The sequence below is a fragment of the Nonomuraea wenchangensis genome, from assembly GCF_900111685.1.
Lineage (GTDB): Bacteria > Actinomycetota > Actinomycetes > Streptosporangiales > Streptosporangiaceae > Nonomuraea > Nonomuraea wenchangensis.
Window position 1 is genome coordinate 315,576 of record NZ_FOHX01000004.1, and the last position, 17,956, is coordinate 333,531.

Here is a 17,956-nt window from a genome sequence, read left to right on the forward strand (position 1 = left end):
CAGTCCCAGCCCGACTACGGCCAGCAGCCCCAGTACGGTCAGCAGCAGCAGTCGCAGCCCGACTACGGCCAGGGCTACGGCCAGCAGCCGCAGTACGGTCAGCAGCCGCAGTCCCAGCCTGACTACGGTCAGGGCTACGGCCAGCAGGGCCAGTCCCAGCCGGGCTACGGCCAGCAGCCCCAGTACGGCCAGCAGCCCCAGTACGGTGACCAGCAGTACGGTCAGCAGGGCTACGGTCAGCAGGGCTACGGCCAGCAGCAGGGCTACGGGCAGCCCGGTTACGGCCAGCCGGTCGGCGTCCAGCCGCCCGGAGCGCCCGCCCCGCTCGCCGAGTGGTGGCAGCGCCTGGTGGCAAGGCTGATCGACGGCGTCATCCTGTTCATTGTCAGCTTCGTCGTGGGCCTGATCCTCGGCCTCTTCCTCCTGGCGAGCTACAGCTCGCAGGACGGCAGCTCCAGCGGCATCGCCTCGCCGTTCGTCGTCAGCCTCCTGTCGGCGGTGATCTCGACGGCCCTCTGGGTGGCCTACGACTTCTTCCTCCTGAAGATGAGCGGCCAGACCGTCGGCAAGATGGTGATGGGCATCAAGGCCGTCCCCGTCGGCCAGCCCATCCCCAAGGGCCTGTCGACCGACATGGCGATCAAGCGGGCCGCCGGCACGTGGGGCTACTACGCGCTCAACTTCATCCCGGTGCTCGGCGGGCTGCTCGCCTTCGTGGGCGTGGGTCTCAACGGCGCTTCCCAGCTCTGGGACAAGCCGTTGCAGCAGACGTTCGCCGACAAGTTCGCGCGTACGGTGGTCGTGAAGATCAAGTAGTCCGCGCGGGACGCGAACCTGGGGGCCGGCTTACCGCCGGCCCCTATGTTTTGCCCGCCGGGGCGTACCAGAATGGTGACACCCGCACTCCCCATTCGGGGTCGCCGACGACGCGAGGTGGAGGTTATGGCCGGGACCGCGCCGCGAGCGGACACGCTGCCGGCGGAATGGTGGGAACGCCTCGGCGCCCGGCTGATTGAAGCGCTCGTCCTCGGCGTCTTCTATTACATTCTGTTCATCGCGCTCTGGGGTGTCTTCCGGACTGTCGGGATGTTGGAGCTGTTGGACGGCAGGTTGCCCGGTCTGGGCGCCGCGCTGCTCGCCGGGGCCGGTTATACCGCCTACGACTGGTGGGCCCATTCCCGCGGCGGCCGCACGTTCGGCAAGGCGATCATGCGGATTCGCCTGATCCCCGAGGTCCCGACGTCCGGGGCGGCGCTGAAACGGGCCCTGGTCTATCCGGGCCCGCTCATGCTGATCGGCATTCCGGTGGTCAATCTCCTGGCCGGAATGCTGCTGTTCGCGGTGGGGCTGCTGATCCTGATGGACAAGCCGCTGGAGCGCGGTCCGCACGATCGTCTGGCCGGAACACGCGTGGTAAAAGATCTTCGCTGAGCCTTCCGCACCTGGGCGGATGTCTTTCGCAAAATTTCCGCTTGATCCGGTAAGGACTCTGGAGAGACTGCCATTAGGCTATGGGGCGTCCGGTGTTGCCGGATGTCGGCGCCCCTGAGACTCGCAGGGCATGTGTGTGCCGCTATGGTCAGTTGCGGGCGGTTGTCGCCGTACGCTGCACTGGGGTCACGCTCCTCCGGGCAGCGGCCCCGGGCGCATATAGCGCCCCCCAAACCCCGTCAGCCGTGGAGGCGAGGACGAATGGAAGCCGTAACAGATGTATTGTCAGCGCTCATCCCCCCGGCCGTGGTCGCCGGAGCCTTCATCTTTGGCGTGGTGAAGTTGGTCCGCCACGAGGGCGCCGGGCGGCGGGCTAAGGCTCAGCAGCCTGCCGAAGAGCAGAACTGATCGGCCAGTCAGCCGAATCCCCGCTGTGCTGAATTGTCTCCGCGCCTTTTCGGGTATATGTTTGGGCTGGCGAATGAAACAATGCCCGCGAAAGGATTCGTAGATGGCCAAGCACATCCAGGAGATTCTCATCGATGACCTCGATGGGGGCGAGGCCAATGAGACGGTCAGCTTCGCTATTGACGGCTCCTCCTATGAGATTGACCTCAGCGACCTTAACGCCAAGAAGCTGAGGGACGCGCTCTCGCCTTTCGTGCAGCACGCGCGCCGGGCGGGCGCCACCACCACGCGTCGTCGCACCCGCGGCGGCAGCCGTGCGATGACCCGGGAGAAGAGCTCCGAGATCCGGCAGTGGGCCAAGGCCCACGGTCTGCCGGTCAGCGAGCGCGGCCGCATCGCCTCCACCGTCGTCGAGAAGTACGAGGCGGCTCACTGAAAGAGTCGTCGTCGCTCGACCGTGCGCTTATGCCGTTCGCCTTGGACCCCGGCGGCCGCCATAAGCGCATGATCGTATTCAGGGGCGTCTCAAATGCCGGAACGCCCCGGAGGACGATCTGCTGATGCGCTCACATATGCGGGCGTTTTGGTCGGCTGTCGCGGCCGGTGTCGGCCGTGGATTCGCCGGCCGCGCCCGCATATGTGAAGCGGCGTCCCCGGCCTGCTCCAATGCAGAAAGGCCGCTGTGGCCCGTTCCCTCGGGGCATGCGGGCGGGCTCCTCCGCCGCGTTCCTCGCGGTGTTCCTGAGTAAAAGCTGGGAAGCCCCTGCGAGAGGCGGGGCTAAACCGGCTTGGCGGGGCGGGTGCGCACAATGCCCGGTCCACCCGCGTCCGCGTGATGAGGCCGGTAACCCGGCTGACCGGATGAGCATTAGCGACGGGAGCGGTAGGTGCCGGGTCATGCTCGGGGCGTAGTGACCGCGCTTGGCCATCCACGCCGCACGACATAGGATGATTACGCACGAGAAACGGACGCGGCATCATCGGTGATGCGGCGGGCACGGCCCCTTCGACGGGCGGCAGGCCCGGGCGTCCGGCGGCTGATCCGTGTCGATCTGCATACGTCGCGGCGGCAATTCGGTGTCGTCTCCCCGTAGCGGCCTAAACATCGTTCGCTTGCGGCGTATCGGGAACACGTGACCCCCGAACAGTAGTTGGATAGAGGGTGAACGCCCTGCTCTCGGGGAACGTCTCTGCTATAGAGCGTGTCAGAGGCGAGTGGGCACGGTTCGCCGAGCCAGGGCTAGCATGCGGGAGGACGGGACCGGATTTACCGGCCCTGACTGACCGCTCTGTGAGGAGCGACGAGATGTTCGAGAGGTTCACCGACCGAGCGAGGCGTGTTGTCGTCTTGGCCCAAGAAGAGGCCAGGATGCTCAACCACAACTACATCGGCACTGAGCACATTCTTCTTGGTTTGATCCACGAAGGTGAGGGCGTTGCCGCCAAGGCTCTGGAGAGCCTGGGCATCAGCCTTGAGGGTGTGCGCCAGCAGGTCGAGGAGATCATCGGCCAGGGCCAGTCGGCTCCGTCGGGGCACATTCCCTTCACCCCGCGGGCCAAGAAGGTCCTCGAGCTGTCGCTCCGTGAGGCTCTGCAGCTGGGCCACAACTACATCGGCACCGAGCACATCCTGCTCGGGCTCATCCGTGAGGGTGAGGGTGTGGCTGCCCAGGTGCTGGTCAAGCTTGGAGCTGATCTCAACCGTGTCCGGCAGCAGGTGATCCAGTTGCTGCACGGTTACCAGGGCAAGGAGCCGGCGGCCGCGGGCGGCCCCCAGGAGTCGGCCCCGTCCACGTCCTTGGTGCTCGACCAGTTCGGCCGCAACCTGACCCAGGCGGCCCGTGAGGGCAAGCTGGATCCGGTCATCGGCCGGGAGAAGGAGATCGAGCGGGTCATGCAGGTCCTCTCCCGGAGGACCAAGAACAACCCCGTTCTCATCGGCGAGCCCGGCGTCGGCAAGACCGCCGTCGTCGAGGGCCTGTCGCAGAAGATCGTCAGGGGCGAGGTGCCCGAGACGCTGAAGGACAAGCAGCTCTACACGCTTGACCTCGGCGCCCTGGTCGCCGGCTCCCGTTACCGCGGCGACTTCGAAGAGCGCCTGAAGAAGGTGCTCAAGGAGATCCGCACGCGCGGCGACATCATCCTGTTCATCGACGAGCTGCACACGCTCGTGGGTGCGGGCGCCGCCGAGGGCGCGATCGACGCCGCCAGCATCCTCAAGCCGATGCTGGCCCGCGGCGAGCTGCAGACGATCGGCGCGACCACGCTCGACGAATACCGCAAATACCTTGAGAAGGACGCCGCGCTGGAGCGCCGCTTCCAGCCGATCCAGGTGGCCGAGCCCTCGCTCAGCCACACGATCGAGATCCTCAAGGGTCTGCGTGACCGCTACGAGGCGCACCACCGCGTGTCCATCACGGACGACGCGCTGGTGGCCGCGGCGCAGCTGGCCGACCGCTACATCAGCGACCGCTACCTGCCCGACAAGGCGATCGACCTCATCGACGAGGCCGGCTCCCGGATGCGCATCCGCCGGATGACCGCTCCGCCGGACCTGCGCGAGTACGACGAGAAGATCGCCAACGTGCGTCGCGACAAGGAGTCCGCGATCGACGCGCAGGACTTCGAGAAGGCCGCCGCTCTCCGCGACCAGGAGAAGCAGCTCCAGCTCAAGCGCGAGCGCCGGGAGAAGGAGTGGAAGGCCGGCGACATGGACGTCGTGGCCGAGGTCACCCAGGAGCTCATCGCCGAGGTCCTGGCGACGGCCACCGGCATCCCGGTCTTCAAGCTGACCGAGGAGGAGTCGCAGCGCCTGCTCCGTATGGAGGACGAGCTCCACAAGCGGATCATCGGCCAGGACGACGCCATCAAGGGCCTGTCGCGGTCCATCCGGCGCACCCGCGCCGGGCTGAAGGACCCGCGCCGTCCCGGTGGCTCGTTCATCTTCGCCGGCCCCTCCGGCGTCGGCAAGACCGAGCTGTCCAAGGCTCTGGCGGAGTTCCTCTTCGGTGACGAGGACGCGCTGATCAGCCTGGACATGTCGGAGTTCATGGAGAAGCACACCGTCTCCCGGCTGTTCGGCTCGCCTCCCGGCTACGTCGGCTACGAGGAGGGCGGCCAGCTCACCGAGAAGGTGCGGCGCAAGCCGTTCTCCGTGGTCCTGTTCGACGAGATCGAGAAGGCCCACCCCGACATCTTCAACTCGCTGCTGCAGATCCTGGAGGACGGTCGCCTGACCGACGCCCAGGGTCGTGTGGTCGACTTCAAGAACACGGTCATCATCATGACCACCAACCTCGGCACCCGTGACATCTCCAAGGGCATCGGGGTCGGGTTCGCGAAGTCCAACGACACCGAGTCCAACTACGAGCGGATGAAGGCGAAGGTCCAGGAGGAGCTCAAGCAGCACTTCCGGCCCGAGTTCCTCAACCGTGTCGACGACATCGTGGTCTTCCACCAGCTCACGCCGGTCGAGATCATTCAGATCGTGGATCTGATGCTCGCCCAGGTCGACGCGAGGCTGAAGGACCGCGACATGGGGCTCGAGGTCTCGAAGGAGGCCAAGCAGCTGCTGGCCGACCGCGGCTACGACCCCGTGATGGGCGCCCGGCCGCTGCGCCGGACCATCCAGCGCGAGCTGGAGGACTCCCTGTCGGAGAAGATCCTCTACGGCGAGCTCCGTCCGGGGCAGGTCGTGAAGGTGACGATCGAGGGCGAGGGCGACGAGGCCAAGTTCATCTTCCGGGGCGAGACGTCCTCGAAGGTGCCCGACTCGGCGGCGGCCATCGCGGCTCCGATCCAGCACTGACACCCGGCGCTCCGGCGCCGGCGTGACCGGAGAGCTCCCGTGTGCTTCGTCACACGGGAGCTTTTCGCGTCTCCGGGGTGCGGCGCTCTGTGGCATCGTGTGGCGTTCCAGGTCGCGGACGTGAGGAGTTGGGCGCCAACCAGGTCGGGGAGCGCTCTCCGTGGCTTCTGGGGCCGGTCAGCGCCCTTTTCCGGCGACGGCTCGCCCGTGACGCGCCTGTGGTCACCACTTCGTTGCGTAATTGTTGGATGACCGGGTATCCCGCCACCGGTGGTAGTACTACACTGCGTAGAGTAGAGCCAAGTCTCATCCAAGTGAGCCGCAAGAGCGCGCCCCTAACGTGGGGGCCTGCTCCCCGGGGAGTAGTCAGGAATCAACTCTGGGCGGACGCCGGCGGGACCCGCGAGCAGGCATGCTCGACGAGGTCCGGCACGTCCGAGGCGGGCGACGGACACACATAAGCAAGCCGTGGAGGAAACCGATGCGCCTGCGTCACGATGACGGAACGCTCGTTCACCTCGCCTACAACGCAGGCGTCCATCCCGCTGAAGACCTGGAGAACCTGATCGCCCATCTCACTCGTTACGCCGTGCCGGTGCGCAAGCGGCTCGGCGTGGAGCGGATGGGCATCGGACTGTGGCTGGCGCCGAGCGTCGCCGACCACCTCACCGCCGACCGCATCGAGCTCGTCCGGCTGCGCCGCTCGCTGGAGGAGCGCGGCCTGGAAGTCGTGAGCCTCAACGGCACCGGCGGCCGCAACCAGGAGGTGCCCGGCCCCGACTGGGCCAAGCCCGAGCGCTATCGCTACACGATGGCGCTGGCCCGCATCCTCGCGTTCCTGCTGCCCGAGGACGTACGTTTCGGCAGCATCTCGACGATACCGATCGGCTGGCGGCGTGACTGGCCGGCCGACCTGCACACCATCGCCACCCGCCGCCTGGAGCGGCTGGCCCGCGAGCTGCGCGGCATCCACAGCGTCACCGGCAAGACGATCCGCGTCGGCTTCGAGCCGTGGCCCGGCTGCGTGCTGGAGACCACCGAGCAGGCGCTGGAGCGGGTCGGGGGCATCGACTCCGAGCACCTCGGCGTGTGCCTGGACGCCTGCCACCTCGCCTCCGAGGACGAGGGGCCGGGCGCGGCGCTCAAGAACCTCGCGGCGGCCGGGGCGCCGGTCGTCAAGCTCGGCCACGTGCACAACCACACCGGCCGGACGTCCAGCACCGGCGAGGTGCTGCACGACACGCTGACGGCCATGCTGTCGGGCGCGGTCAGCGGCAGCGCGCACATCGAGGTCGAGACGCACAACCTGGCCGTGCCGGGACGCGCCAAGGGGCCGGGGGCGCTGGTGTCGATGCTGGCCGAGGAGCTGGACTGGGCCCGCAGCAACCTGACCGGCCTGGGCCTCCAACTGGCCGCCTGACCTCCCTCGCCCTGACCTTCCCCGCCTTCACCTCTCTCGCCCTCACCTCTCTCGCCCTCACCTCCCTCGCTCAGAGGGAGGTGAACCAGCCGGGTGTGTCCAGCCGCCACGGATTGGCCGGCGTGACCTTGCGCAGGTCGGCCTCCAGCGCCCGCAGTCGCTCCACGCCCAGCTCGGCGGCCCAGCGGGCGCGGAGGTCGTCGAAGATGCGGGCCGAGCGGTGGAGCGCGTCCATCCCGTACGGCGTCAGCCGTACAATCTTGCGCCGGCTGTCGTGCGGGTCGGTGGCGCGCTCCACGTAGCCGACGCGCTCCAGCGACTCGACGGTCTTGCCGGCCGCCTGTTTGGAGACGCCCAGCGCGCGGCCCAGCTCGACGGCCGTGGTGCCGCCTGGGCCGATGGCCTGCATGACGAATCCGTGCATGGGTCTGATGTCGGGATGTCCCTGCCGGGACAGCTCGGCGTGCAGCTCGTCGATGAGCGCCCGGAACGCCAGCAGCAGGCGCAGCGGCAACTCGAACCCAGGGGCGTCGCTTGACACAATAGACAACCTGATTGACTATGTTGATGGACAACGTGGTTGCCTATCTTAAGGGGTTTCCCGCATGACCGTCATTCGTGCCGCCGACGCGCGGCGTACCGAGACACCCGGCGGGGTCATGACGACCTTCGCCTCGCCCACCCAAGGGGCGGCCGGCCGGTCGCTCTGGCGGGTGGAGGCCAAGCCCGGCGTGGCGGGGCCGCTGCACGACTTCGACGTCGAGCAGGTGTGGAGCTGGCTCGACGGGACGGCGACCGTCGAGCTCGGCGAGGAGAGCTTCGCCGTGGCGGCGGGCGACACCGTCGTCATGCCGGCGCGCACGCCGCGCCGGGTCACCGCCGGGCCGGACGCCGGCTATACCGCCGTCGTCACCGCCCGGGCCGGCGCCCGTGCCATGTCCGCCGACGGGGCCGACCTCGGCACCCCGCCGTGGATCGCGTGAAAGGGAGGACGCACGTGGCTGTCGTGCCGAACGCCGAGTGCCGGCGCACCGAGACGCCCAACGGCGTGATGACCACGCTCGCCTCCCCGACGCAGGGGCGGGCGGAGCAGGCCGTGTGGCGGGTGGACGCCCGTCCCGGCATGGAGGGGCCGGTGCACGCCTTCGACGCCGAGGTGCTGTGGACGTGGCTCGACGGAGCCGCGGTGGTGGAGCTGGGCGAGGGGCGCCACGAGGTCGCGGCGGGGGACACGATGGTGCTGCCCGCGGACGTGAGCCGGCGAATGCTCGCCGATCCGGTGCGCGGCTTCGTCTCGATCGTGACCGCCCCGGCCGGGACGAAGGTCTACAACCCGGACGGCACGTCCGCCCCGGACGCCTGCGACCTCGCCCCCAAGGGCTCCGAACGCCTGGTCCCGCCCTGGGTGAGCTGACCCCCCTCCGGGTCAGGCGTGGGGGAGGCGGTAGGTGTCGTCGTCGAGGGCTTCGGCCAGGCCGTCGGCGATGAGGCCGTCCAGGGCGCGTTCGCGCTGGACCGCGTCGTCCCACACCACGTCCAGCGCCGCCTTCGGCACCGGACCGTGGGCCGCGCGCAGCACCGCCAGCAGCCGCCCCCGGCACTGGCGGTCGGTGCCGGCGTAGGTCTGGCCCTTGCGCGCGGGGCCGGTGTGCGGCGGCTTGCCCGCCAGCCGCCAGGCGCACACGTCCGCGATGGGGCAGTCGGCGCAGCGCGGCGCGCGGGCCGAGCACACCAGGGCGCCCAGCTCCATCACCGCCACACCCCAGCGGGCCGCGCCCAGCTCGGGCAGCAGGGCCTCGGCGAGCCGCCGCTCGGCCGCGGAGGTGGCCGTGGGAGGGTACTCCTCCGCGCGTACGGCCCTGGCGAGCACCCTCCGGACGTTGGTGTCCAGCACCGCGTGCCGTCCGCCGTAGGCGAAGCTGGTGACCGCGGCGGCGGTGTACTCGCCGATGCCCGGCAGGGCCAGCAGTGTCGCGTGATCGGCGGGCACCTCGCCGCCGTGCTCGTCGGTGATGGCCCGGGCGCAGGCGTGCAGGCGCAGCGCCCGCCGCGGGTAGCCCAGCCTTCCCCAGTGCCGGACCGCCTCGCCCGGCTGTGCGGCCGCGAGATCCTTCGGGGTGGGCCAGCGTTCCATCCACTCCTGCCAGATCGGCAGGACGCGGACGACCGGGGTCTGCTGCAACATGATCTCGCTGACCAGCACGCCCCAGGGCGTGGCGTCGGCGGCCCGCCAGGGGAGGTCTCTTGCGTTGTCTTCGTACCAACTGAGGACAGCGTTGTGCAGAAGATGAGGCTCAACCACGCCGACAAGGGTATGCCTATGGGAATGCTCTCGGCGTGTCGTCACCCTGAGTGACCTTCTGGTTACCATGCTAGACCCTATGGATTCGGAGACGATGCGTGGCGACGGCGGTGACGTTTACTGGCGGCGCCGGATGAGCGTGCTGGTGGCGGTGCTCGTCGTGGTGGCCGTCGTGGCATGGGCGTGCTCCAGCGGGGGCAAGGGCGGGCCGGAGCAGAGCTCCTCGGAGGTCAAGGTCTCGCCCAGCGTCTCCCCGGCGGTCGATCCGCTGCTGGCGGGGCTGCGTACGCTCGCCATGGGCACCGCCACCCCCTCGCCCACGCCCAGCGCCCGACGGCCGAGCCCGTCGCCCAGCCGCGTCAGGAAGGCGGGCGCGCCCTGCGCCGACGAGGACCTCGTGCTCAGCCTGCAGGGCGGCAAGGACCAGATCTACGCGGGCGGCTCCCGGCCGTCCTTCATCGTCACGCTCGTCAACACGGGGCCCGTGATGTGCAGGGCCGACGTCGGTCCGCGTGCCATGGAGATCCGCATCATGTCCGGCCAGGACCGCATCTGGTCGACGGCCGACTGCGTGAGCGGGGCCGACGAGGACGTGGCCGAGCTGCAGCGCGGGGTGCCGTACGTGCGGTCGCTGAACTGGGACAGGAAGCGCTCCAGCGCCGACTGCCGCTCCACGGCGCCGGCCGCGCTGCCCGGCACGTACGTCGCCACCGCCCGCTTCGGCAAGCTGCGCAGCCCCAAGGGCGTCTTCCATCTCCGCTGACCCCGTCGCCGAGCCCCTTCGGGCGGTACCGTTTCACGACGGTTCTCCTGATCCGGGGCGCGGAGGTGGCAGGTGCGAGCCGGTACGGAACTGGCCGGCCGCTACCGGCTGGAGCTGCTGCTCGGCCGGGGCGGGATGGGCGGGGTGTGGCGGGGCGTCGACCGGACGCTGGACCGGCCGGTGGCGATCAAGCTGCTGCGGACCGGCCTGCTGGGCGACGACCGCCTGCACGACGCGGCTCTGGCGCGCTTCCGGCGCGAGGGCAGGGCGGCCGCGCGCCTCAACCATCGCAACATCACCGCCGTCCCCGCCTCCGCCGCCGATGTCGCCCACGCCCTGCGGACGGCCGGACGCCGCCCCTCGTCCGGGAGCCGGAGCGTGGGGATCGACCTCGGGACGACCGGCTCCGTCGTCGCGGTCCTCCGGGGTGGCAGGCCCACCGTCGTCGCCGGCGCGGAGGGCTTACGGGCCACGCCGTCCGTGGTCGCCTTCGCCGGGAACGGCGAGGTCCTGGTCGGGGAGGCCGCCAGGCGGCAGGCGGTCACCGATGCCGGGCGGACGATCCGTTCGGTCCCGCGCCACCTGAGCGGGGGAGCGACGATCGAGATCGACGGCAGGACGTTCACCCCGCAGCAGATCAACCGCTTTCGTCCTGCGGAAGCTGGTGCGCGACGCCGAGGCGTACCTCGGTGAGCGGGGCGCTGGCCTACGGCCTGGACCGGGACGAGGAGAACGTGCTCGTGCTCGACCTGGGCGGAGGCACCCTCGACGTGTCGCTGATCGAAGCAGGCGACGGCATGATCGTGGTCAGGGCCACGGCCGGCGACCCCCGCATGCCCGCCGTCATCGACCTGGTCAAGGAGCTCACCGACAAGGAGCCCTACAGGGGCGCCGACCCGGACGAGATCGACGCCAACGGCATCGTCCCCGTCTCCGCCCAGGATCTCGGCACCGGGGAGCGCCGGTCGGTGACGGTGTCGTCCCGCTGTGCCTCGCGCCCTACGGCCGAAGCCCTGCTGCCCGCTCAGACGTAGCGTTCGAGGATCGAGGACTCGGCGAGGCGGGACAGACCCTCGCGGACGCTGCGCGCACGGGACTCGCCGACCCCGCCCACGGCCTGCAGGTCGTCGATGCTGGCCGCGAGCAGCTTCTGCAGCCCGCCGAAGTGGTTGACCAGCCGGTCGACGACGGTGGCGGGCAGGCGGGGGACCTTGGCGAGCAGCCGGAAGCCGCGCGGGCTGACCGGGCTGTCGAGCTTGTCGGCCCCGTGGTGCCCCAGGACGTGGGCGACCGCGGACAGGTCGAGCAGGTCGGTGCCGGAGAGCTGGTCGAGGTCGTGCATGGCCTCGGGCAGCCGCTTGTGGCGCCGGCCCGAGGGCGTGGGGAGGTAGTCGCGCACGACCAGCTCCCGCTCGGAGTCGACCCCGGCCACCAGCTCGTCGAGCTGCAGGGACAGCAGCCGCCCGTCGGTGCCGAGCTCGACGACGTAGCCCTTGATCTCGTCGGAGATGCGCCGCACCATCTCCAGCCGCTGCGCCACGGCGGCGACGTCGCGGACGGTGACGAGGTCCTCGATCTCCAGGGCCGACAGCGTGCCGGAGACCTCGTCGAGGCGGTGCTTGTAGCGTTCGAGCGTGGCCAGGGCCTGGTTGGCCTTGGACAGGATGGCCGCGGACTCCTCCAGGACGTAGCGGATGCCGTCGAGGTAGAGGGCGATGATGCGCATCGACTTGCTGATCGCGATGATGGGCAGCCCGGTCTGCCGGGCCACGCGCTGGGCGGTGCGGTGGCGGGTGCCTGACTCGTCGGTGGGGATGGACGGATCGGGCACGAGGTGCACGGCGGCGCGTACGATCTTGTCGTCGCCGCTGATCACGATGGCGCCGTCCATCTTGGCGAGCTCGCGCAGCCGGGTCGCGGAGAAGTCGACGTCGAGGGTGAACCCGCCGCTGCAGACCGCTTCGACGTCGGCGTTGTAGCCGAGGACGATCAGCCCGCCGGTGGAACCGCGCAGGATGCGCTCCAGGCCGTCGCGCAGGGGCGTGCCCGGCGCCACCGCCGCCAGAGCTTCGCGCCGGCGGTCGTCCAGACTCCTATCCACCTGACCCCCGTGTCGATCGGTCACGCCCAGCTTAGCGGCGCTATGTGACGTGTGTGAGTGCGTCCCAGACGTTCTCCGCCTGAACGACCTCGAACCCGGGGGCGAACGCCACGGGCCCGACGGGGACGAGCGCGCGCTGGCCCTTGTGCCTGCGGGTGCCGTCCTCCAGCGAGCCGGCGGGAACGAGCGCCCGCTTGAAGCCGAGCCGCGCGGCCTCGGTGAGCCGTCTGCGGACGTCCTTGACCGGCCGCAGCTCGCCGGCCAGGCCGACCTCGCCGAGCGCCACCAGCCCGGCGGGCAACGGCTTGTCGCCGGCCGCGCTCGCCACCGCGAGCATGACCGACAGATCGACCGCCGGGTCGGCCAGCTTGATGCCGCCGACGGTGGCGGTGAAGACGTCGCAGCCGCCGAGCCGGGCGTTGAGCCGCCGCTCCAGGACGGCGAGGATCATCTGAACGCGGTAGGTGTCGAGGCCCGAGGAGGTGCGCCGGGGCTGCTGCGCCTCGGTGCGCGCCACCAGGGCCTGCACCTCGGCGGGCAGCGGCCGGGTGCCCTCGACCGTCACGGTGACGCAGGTGCCGGGCACCGGCTCGCTGCGCCGGGAGACGAACAGGCCGCTGGGGTCGGTGATGCCCTCGATGCCGCGCTCGTGCAGGTCGAAGCAGCCGACCTCGTCGGTGGGGCCGAACCTGTTCTTGATCGCGCGGACCATGCGGAGCCGGGAGTAGCGGTCGCCCTCGAAGTTGAGCACGACGTCGACCAGGTGCTCCAGGGTGCGGGGGCCGGCGATGGAGCCTTCCTTGGTGACGTGGCCGACGAGGACGGTGGCCATGTTGCGCTCCTTGGCCAGGCGTACGAGGTTGGCCGCGACCTCGCGGACCTGGGTGACGCCGCCGGGCACGCCGGTGGCCTGCGCGGAGCCGATCGTCTGCACCGAGTCGACGACGAGCAGCGTGGGCTCGACCTTCTCGACGTGGGTGACCAGCGCCGACAGCTCGGTCTCCGCGGCGAGGTAGAGCTGGGGCTGGATGGCGCCGATGCGGTCGGCGCGCAGCCGCACCTGGGCGGCGGACTCCTCGCCGGTGACGTAGAGGACGGTCTCGCGCTCGGCGATGCGGGCGGCGGCCTCCAGCAGCAGCGTGGACTTGCCGATGCCGGGCTCGCCGGCCAGCAGCACGACCGCGCCGGCGACCAGGCCGCCGCCGAGCACCCTGTCGAGCTCGCTCACCCCGGTGGTGCGGGCCGTGGCGATCTCGGCCTTGACCTGGCCGATCGGCAGGGCGGGCGCGGTGGTGGCGCCGCCCTGGACGATGGTGACGCCGGCCCGGCCGCCCTCCGCGTCGACCGTGCCCCATGCCTGGCACTCGCCGCACCGGCCGACCCACTTGGTGGTGCGCCATCCGCACTCGGCGCAGCGGTAACCGGGCTTCGGGGCAGACGTCTTCGCCATGCCGAGCAGGCTAGCGCCGCGCCCCGACAGTCCGCGTCCCGACAGCCCGAGCCTCGGCAGCCCGCGCTAGATCAGGCCGAGGTCGGCCTCCAGGAGGCGCTTCGGCTTGGCGCCGACGACCCGCTTGACCGGCTCGCCGTTCTCGAACAGCAGCAGCGTCGGGATGCCCATGACGCCGTACTTGGCCATGATCTCGGGGTTCTCGTCGGTGTTGAGCTTGCCGATGGTCAGGCCGCGCTCGGCCTCGATCTGCTCCAGCACGGGCGCCACCATCCGGCACGGCCCGCACCATTCGGCCCAGAAGTCGACCAGCACCGGCCGGTCGCTCTTGAGCACCTGCTCCTCGAAGTTCTCGGTGGTCAGCGTGATCATGACTTCATCCCCTCACGAAACATCCTGGGCACGACTGCGCGAGCTGGGCGGCGACCTCGGCGCGGCGGCCGAGCAGGACGCGGATCTCGGCGTCGATCTCGTCGAGCTTGCGCTGGTAAACCTCGACGGACTCGGCGCACGAGCCGCCTGTGCTGTGCCCTCTGCGCAGGCAGTCCACGAACGGCCGGGTGTCCTCCAGGGAGAACCCGACCGCGAGCAGGGCGCGGATCTCGGTGACGAGCTTCACGTCCTGCTCGGTGTACTGCCGGTAGCCGTTGGGGCCGCGCCGGGCCTGGAGCAGGCCGTGCTGCTCGTAGTACCGCAGCGAGCGGGTGCTCGCCCCGGTGCGTTCCGCCAGCTCTCCGATGCGCATGCCCCCACGGTAAACGTTGACACCGGCGTCAAGGGAAGAGGGCCCGCGGCGACCGGACCTTTTCCTGATTTCGCACAAGCTTGAATAACTCCCTTGTCATATATGACCCGCTTTTGCTTTCATGCCCGATAAGTCATACGTGTAAGGATGATCGTCCCCGGGGATGACCGTTCACGCTCATCACTGCGCATTTCGCGAACAGTACGATTCGGGGGAACAATTAAATGCGTGCAAACAGGATCCACCGGGCTGCCGGGGGCGCCATTCTCGCGGCCACGGCGCTCACGGCCGGAATGCCAGCGGCGAACGCGCTGGCGACCGTGCCGTGCTCCGGGAGCGCCCTGGTGAACGCGATCAGCAACGCCGCGGCCGGCGCCACGCTCAATCTGACGCCCGGCTGCACCTACGTCCTGAACAACAACACCTTCGTCCCGATCAACACGACCGGCCTGACCATCAACCGACCCCTCACCATCCATGGGCGCAACAGCACGATCCAGCGGAGCGCGACGGCGAAGTTCCGTCTGTTCACCGTCAACGCCAACTTCACCCTCGACCGCGTGAGGCTCAGGGGAGGCGACGCGACGATCTCTCCTGGCGGATTCGGCGGGGCCGTCGCGGTCAACAGCGGGACCACGAACCTCGACTCGGTGCTCGTCCAGAAAAACACGGCCACCTTCTCCGGTGGCATCGCCGCCGTCGGCGGAACCATCGTGAACGTGTCGAACAGCATCATTCAAGGTAACTCCGCGACCAGGAACGGCGGCGGCGCGGGAAACAACGGGCGAATGACGGTCACCAACACCGTCATCAATGACAACCGCGCCGGGGAGAAAGGCGGCGGAATCGCGAACGACAGCACTCTCTCGGTGGTCCAGAGCATCATCACCCGCAACGAGGCCGGCACCCTCGGCGGAGGCATCGCGAATCTCGCTCCCGGCACCGTGACCGTCACCCGCAGCGTGGTCAACAACAACAAGGCGACCACCGCCCCTGGCGGCATCGACAACGAGAACGGCCGCGCCGCCGCGACGCTGACGGACGCGATCGTGCTGGGCAACACCCCGAGCAACTGTTCACGTACTCCCGTCACCGGGTGCCGGAACTAGTCCCGGCCCGTGGCGAGCGGTCGCGTGGAGCCTCCGTGGGGACGACCCGTCCGCCCGGGGCTCCACGCGCTCAGTAGTGGCGCCAGCGGAGCACGTTCGGGTAGTCGAGCTCCAGGCCCGGGGTCTCGGCGATGGCCTGCTCGGCCACCTGGGGCGCGAACTCGATGCGCAGCACCGCCTCCAGATCGGCCCGGCGCTCGAAGGCCATGCGCAGGTCGAGCGGGCGGCGCTGCCAGCCGTGACGGTCCCAGAACGCCTCGACCTCCCGGGCCGAGTACGTCGGCACGGTCCGCGAGAACCACCGGCCGAACGCGCCACGCGTGGCGTCCAGGTCGATGACGAACGCGGTGCCGCCGCGCCGCAGCACCCGGGACAGCTCACGCAGCCCCGGCTCGCAGCCCGGCCCGAAGAAGTACGCCCACCGCGCGATGGCCACGTCCACGCTCGCGTCCGGCAGCGGCAGATCCTGGGCCGCGGCGGCGTGCACGTCCACGTTGGCGAGCGCGGCGCAGCGGCGGCGGGCCAGCGCGGCGAGGTCGCCGTGCGGCTCCACGCCGATCGCGCGGGCGGCGACCGCGGCGAGACCGGGCAAGTGGTAGCCCGTGCCGCAACCGATGTCGAGCACGGTGGCGCCGTCCCAATGGCGCACCGCGCGCATCGCCGCGTCGGCGGCCCCCTCGGGATCGACGGCGCGGTTCTCCAACTCGTAGACCTGCGGAGTGTTCCAGATGTTCGGGCTCGGAATCGCCCCCCTCGCAATGCGTGGCATGCCCTCAACGCTAGGGCGTCGCGCGCCTTATCGGCTTCTCCGGCTTAGGCTGGCAACGTGGCTGATGTCATCCGCGTGCCCAATGCGAAGATCGCATTGTCCACCGCCTCGGTATATCCGGAACGCACTCCCGACGCGTTCGAGCTGGCCGCGCGCCTGGGCTACGACGGTGTGGAGATCATGGTCGGAGCCGATCCCGTGAGCCAGGACATCGACGTGATCGAGCGGCTCTCCGAGCACTATCAGGTGCCCGTGCTGGCGATCCACGCTCCCTGCCTGCTGGTCACGCAGCGGGTGTGGGGACGCGACCCGTGGGCCAAGCTGCTCAAGGCCCAGAAGGCGGCCGAACGGCTCGGCGCCTCCGCGGTCGTCGTCCACCCGCCGTTCCGCTGGCAGCGCGACTACGCCCGCGAGTTCGAGACCGGGCTCGCGAGGATGCGTGACGAGACGAATGTCACATTCGCGGTGGAGAACATGTTCCCGTTGCGGGCCAGGGGGAGCGACGTGGTGCCGTACGCGCCGGACTGGAACCCCATCGACTACGACTTCCCGCAGATCACGCTCGATCTGTCGCACACGGCCGTGTCGGGCTCCGACGCCATGGAGATGGCGACCAAGCTCGGCGACCGGCTCGCCCACCTGCACCTCGCCGACGGCCTCGGCGTGACCAACAAGGACGAGCACCTGGTGCCCGGCCGGGGCAACCAGCCGTGCGCCCAAGTCCTGGAGCGCCTGGCCAACACCGGCTACTCCGGCCTGGTCGTGCTGGAGATCAACACCCGCAAGGCGGCCAGCCGCACCGAGCGCATCGACGACCTGGCGGAGGGGCTGGCCTTCGCCCGGCTCCATCTGGCGGCCACCACATGAACATCGGTCCGATGCGGGAGCTGGGCGGGGTCTTCGACCGCGTGGCCGACGCCTACGAGGCCGGGCGGCCCAGCTATCCCGACGAGATGTTCCGGGCGGTGTGCGAGCTCACGGGCGTGGACCTCGACGGCGCGACGACGGTCGACGTCGGGGCGGGCACCGGCATCCTCACGCGGGCGCTGCGGGCGCGCGGCTCCCACGTGGTCGCCGTGGACCCGGCCGCGGTGATGCTGGCCCGGCTGCGGGCGCGCTCCGACGGCGGGCCGCCGCTGGTCGCCGCCGTGCAGGGCGACGGCAACGCGCTGCCGGTGGCCGACGGGGTGGCCGACCTCGTGACGTACGGGCAGTCGTGGCACTGGCTCGACCCGGCGGCGTCGATCGCCGAGGCCCGGCGGGTGCTGCGGTCCCACGGGGCGATCGTGGGCTGCTGGAACCTGCACCACGCGGCCCAGGCGGGCTGGCTGGCCGCGTACGAGGCCCGGCTGGCCGAGGAGGTGCCCGCCTACTGGGGGCCGGCGGTGGAGGAGTGGGCGGTGCCGCCGATCGCCGCGGCCTTCGAGGTGATCGCCGAGCGGTGGCTCCCGTGGACCCGCCTGGTCGGCATCGAGGACTTCCTGCTCGACCTGCGCTCGCACTCGTACATGGCGGCGCTGCCGCGGGAGGCGGCCGACGCGCTGGTGGAGCGGCAGCGGACGGAGCTGCGCCGGGAGTTCCCCGAGGGCATGCTCTCGGTCCCGATGCGCGTCTACCTGGCGGTGGGCCGGTGACGGGCGGTCAGGCCAT

At 70.1% G+C, this 17,956-nt stretch carries 18 protein-coding genes and 1 pseudogene; 12 read left to right on the top strand and 7 right to left on the bottom strand.

From position 1 onward, the window contains the following. From BMW85_RS49550 to BMW85_RS13960, 5 genes are all read left to right on the top strand, one after another. A partial coding sequence (locus tag BMW85_RS49550; protein WP_091081337.1) for an RDD family protein occupies positions 1–816 on the top strand: 816 nt, incomplete at its 5' end. 126 nt (positions 817–942) lie between these two features. Then, positions 943–1,431 carry an RDD family protein gene (locus BMW85_RS13945; protein WP_177240671.1) on the top strand — a complete coding sequence of 163 codons (489 nt, stop codon included), beginning with the start codon at positions 943–945 and terminating at the stop codon, positions 1,429–1,431. A 511-nt stretch (positions 1,432–1,942) separates the two neighbouring features. Further along, on the top strand, positions 1,943–2,275 hold the full coding sequence (locus tag BMW85_RS13950) for a histone-like nucleoid-structuring protein Lsr2 (RefSeq protein ID WP_091081341.1): 333 nt from the start codon (positions 1,943–1,945) through the stop codon (positions 2,273–2,275). Positions 2,276–3,145: 870 nt separating this feature from the next. Further along, positions 3,146–5,647 (top strand): ATP-dependent Clp protease ATP-binding subunit, encoded by a 2,502-nt coding sequence (locus BMW85_RS13955; RefSeq protein ID WP_091081343.1) that lies wholly within the window; start codon positions 3,146–3,148, stop codon positions 5,645–5,647. A 481-nt stretch (positions 5,648–6,128) separates the two neighbouring features. Next, positions 6,129–7,067 (top strand): TIM barrel protein, encoded by a 939-nt coding sequence (locus tag BMW85_RS13960; protein WP_091081345.1) that lies wholly within the window; start codon positions 6,129–6,131, stop codon positions 7,065–7,067. A 70-nt stretch (positions 7,068–7,137) separates the two neighbouring features. Here BMW85_RS13960 and BMW85_RS13965 read toward each other — a convergent pair whose 3' ends face one another. After that, on the bottom strand, positions 7,138–7,608 hold the full coding sequence (locus tag BMW85_RS13965; protein WP_177240672.1) for a MarR family winged helix-turn-helix transcriptional regulator: 471 nt from the start codon (positions 7,606–7,608) through the stop codon (positions 7,138–7,140). 64 nt (positions 7,609–7,672) lie between these two features. On the opposite strand from BMW85_RS13965, the gene BMW85_RS13970 reads away from it, so the two are divergent. Together BMW85_RS13970 and BMW85_RS13975 are read left to right on the top strand one after the other, a co-directional pair. Continuing rightward, positions 7,673–8,050, top strand: coding sequence for a cupin domain-containing protein (locus BMW85_RS13970; RefSeq protein ID WP_091081346.1), 378 nt, complete (start codon positions 7,673–7,675; stop codon positions 8,048–8,050). A 14-nt stretch (positions 8,051–8,064) separates the two neighbouring features. Then, the gene (locus BMW85_RS13975; RefSeq protein WP_245774784.1) at positions 8,065–8,481 is read left to right on the top strand and encodes a cupin domain-containing protein; all 417 of its coding nucleotides are present in this window, start codon (positions 8,065–8,067) and stop codon (positions 8,479–8,481) included. Positions 8,482–8,493: 12 nt separating this feature from the next. Here the strand turns inward: BMW85_RS13975 and BMW85_RS13980 are convergent, their stop codons facing one another. Next, positions 8,494–9,252, bottom strand: a complete 759-nt coding sequence (locus BMW85_RS13980; protein WP_425434333.1) for an HhH-GPD family protein — start codon at positions 9,250–9,252, stop codon at positions 8,494–8,496. Between the two features lie 196 nt (positions 9,253–9,448). Here BMW85_RS13980 and BMW85_RS13985 point away from each other — a divergent pair, with 196 nt between their 5' ends. Then, positions 9,449–10,132: a hypothetical protein gene (locus BMW85_RS13985; protein ID WP_245774786.1), complete on the top strand. Its 684-nt coding sequence runs from the start codon at positions 9,449–9,451 to the stop codon at positions 10,130–10,132. 336 nt (positions 10,133–10,468) lie between these two features. Beyond that, positions 10,469–10,995: pseudogene (locus BMW85_RS51025) on the top strand (Hsp70 family protein); the annotation flags it as partial. Between the two features lie 161 nt (positions 10,996–11,156). Here the strand turns inward: BMW85_RS51025 and disA are convergent. The 4 genes from disA to BMW85_RS14010 all read right to left on the bottom strand — a co-directional run bounded on the left by disA (position 11,157) and on the right by BMW85_RS14010 (position 14,428). Continuing rightward, a complete protein-coding gene (disA, locus tag BMW85_RS13995) occupies positions 11,157–12,233 on the bottom strand; it encodes a DNA integrity scanning diadenylate cyclase DisA (protein ID WP_218155771.1) in 1,077 nt (358 codons plus the stop codon). A gap of 40 nt (positions 12,234–12,273) precedes the next feature. Then, a complete protein-coding gene (gene radA / locus BMW85_RS14000) occupies positions 12,274–13,683 on the bottom strand; it encodes a DNA repair protein RadA (RefSeq protein ID WP_091081351.1) in 1,410 nt (469 codons plus the stop codon). 66 nt (positions 13,684–13,749) lie between these two features. After that, a complete protein-coding gene (gene trxA, locus BMW85_RS14005) occupies positions 13,750–14,055 on the bottom strand; it encodes a thioredoxin (protein ID WP_091081352.1) in 306 nt (101 codons plus the stop codon). Positions 14,056–14,059: 4 nt separating this feature from the next. Further along, positions 14,060–14,428, bottom strand: coding sequence for a MerR family transcriptional regulator (locus tag BMW85_RS14010; protein WP_091081354.1), 369 nt, complete (start codon positions 14,426–14,428; stop codon positions 14,060–14,062). A 344-nt stretch (positions 14,429–14,772) separates the two neighbouring features. Here BMW85_RS14010 and BMW85_RS14015 point away from each other — a divergent pair, with 344 nt between their 5' ends. Then, positions 14,773–15,537, top strand: coding sequence for a hypothetical protein (locus tag BMW85_RS14015; RefSeq protein ID WP_091081355.1), 765 nt, complete (start codon positions 14,773–14,775; stop codon positions 15,535–15,537). A gap of 70 nt (positions 15,538–15,607) precedes the next feature. Here BMW85_RS14015 and BMW85_RS14020 read toward each other — a convergent pair whose 3' ends face one another. Continuing rightward, positions 15,608–16,306, bottom strand: a complete 699-nt coding sequence (locus BMW85_RS14020; RefSeq protein ID WP_091081357.1) for a class I SAM-dependent methyltransferase — start codon at positions 16,304–16,306, stop codon at positions 15,608–15,610. Between the two features lie 57 nt (positions 16,307–16,363). Here BMW85_RS14020 and BMW85_RS14025 point away from each other — a divergent pair, with 57 nt between their 5' ends. Further along, on the top strand, positions 16,364–17,173 hold the full coding sequence (locus BMW85_RS14025; RefSeq protein WP_091081358.1) for a sugar phosphate isomerase/epimerase family protein: 810 nt from the start codon (positions 16,364–16,366) through the stop codon (positions 17,171–17,173). Then, entirely contained in the window at positions 17,170–17,940 is a 771-nt protein-coding gene (locus BMW85_RS14030) for a class I SAM-dependent methyltransferase (protein ID WP_245774787.1), read from the top strand. The genes BMW85_RS14025 and BMW85_RS14030 overlap by 4 nt, the downstream gene beginning before the upstream one ends. Positions 17,941–17,956 lie beyond the last annotated feature (16 nt).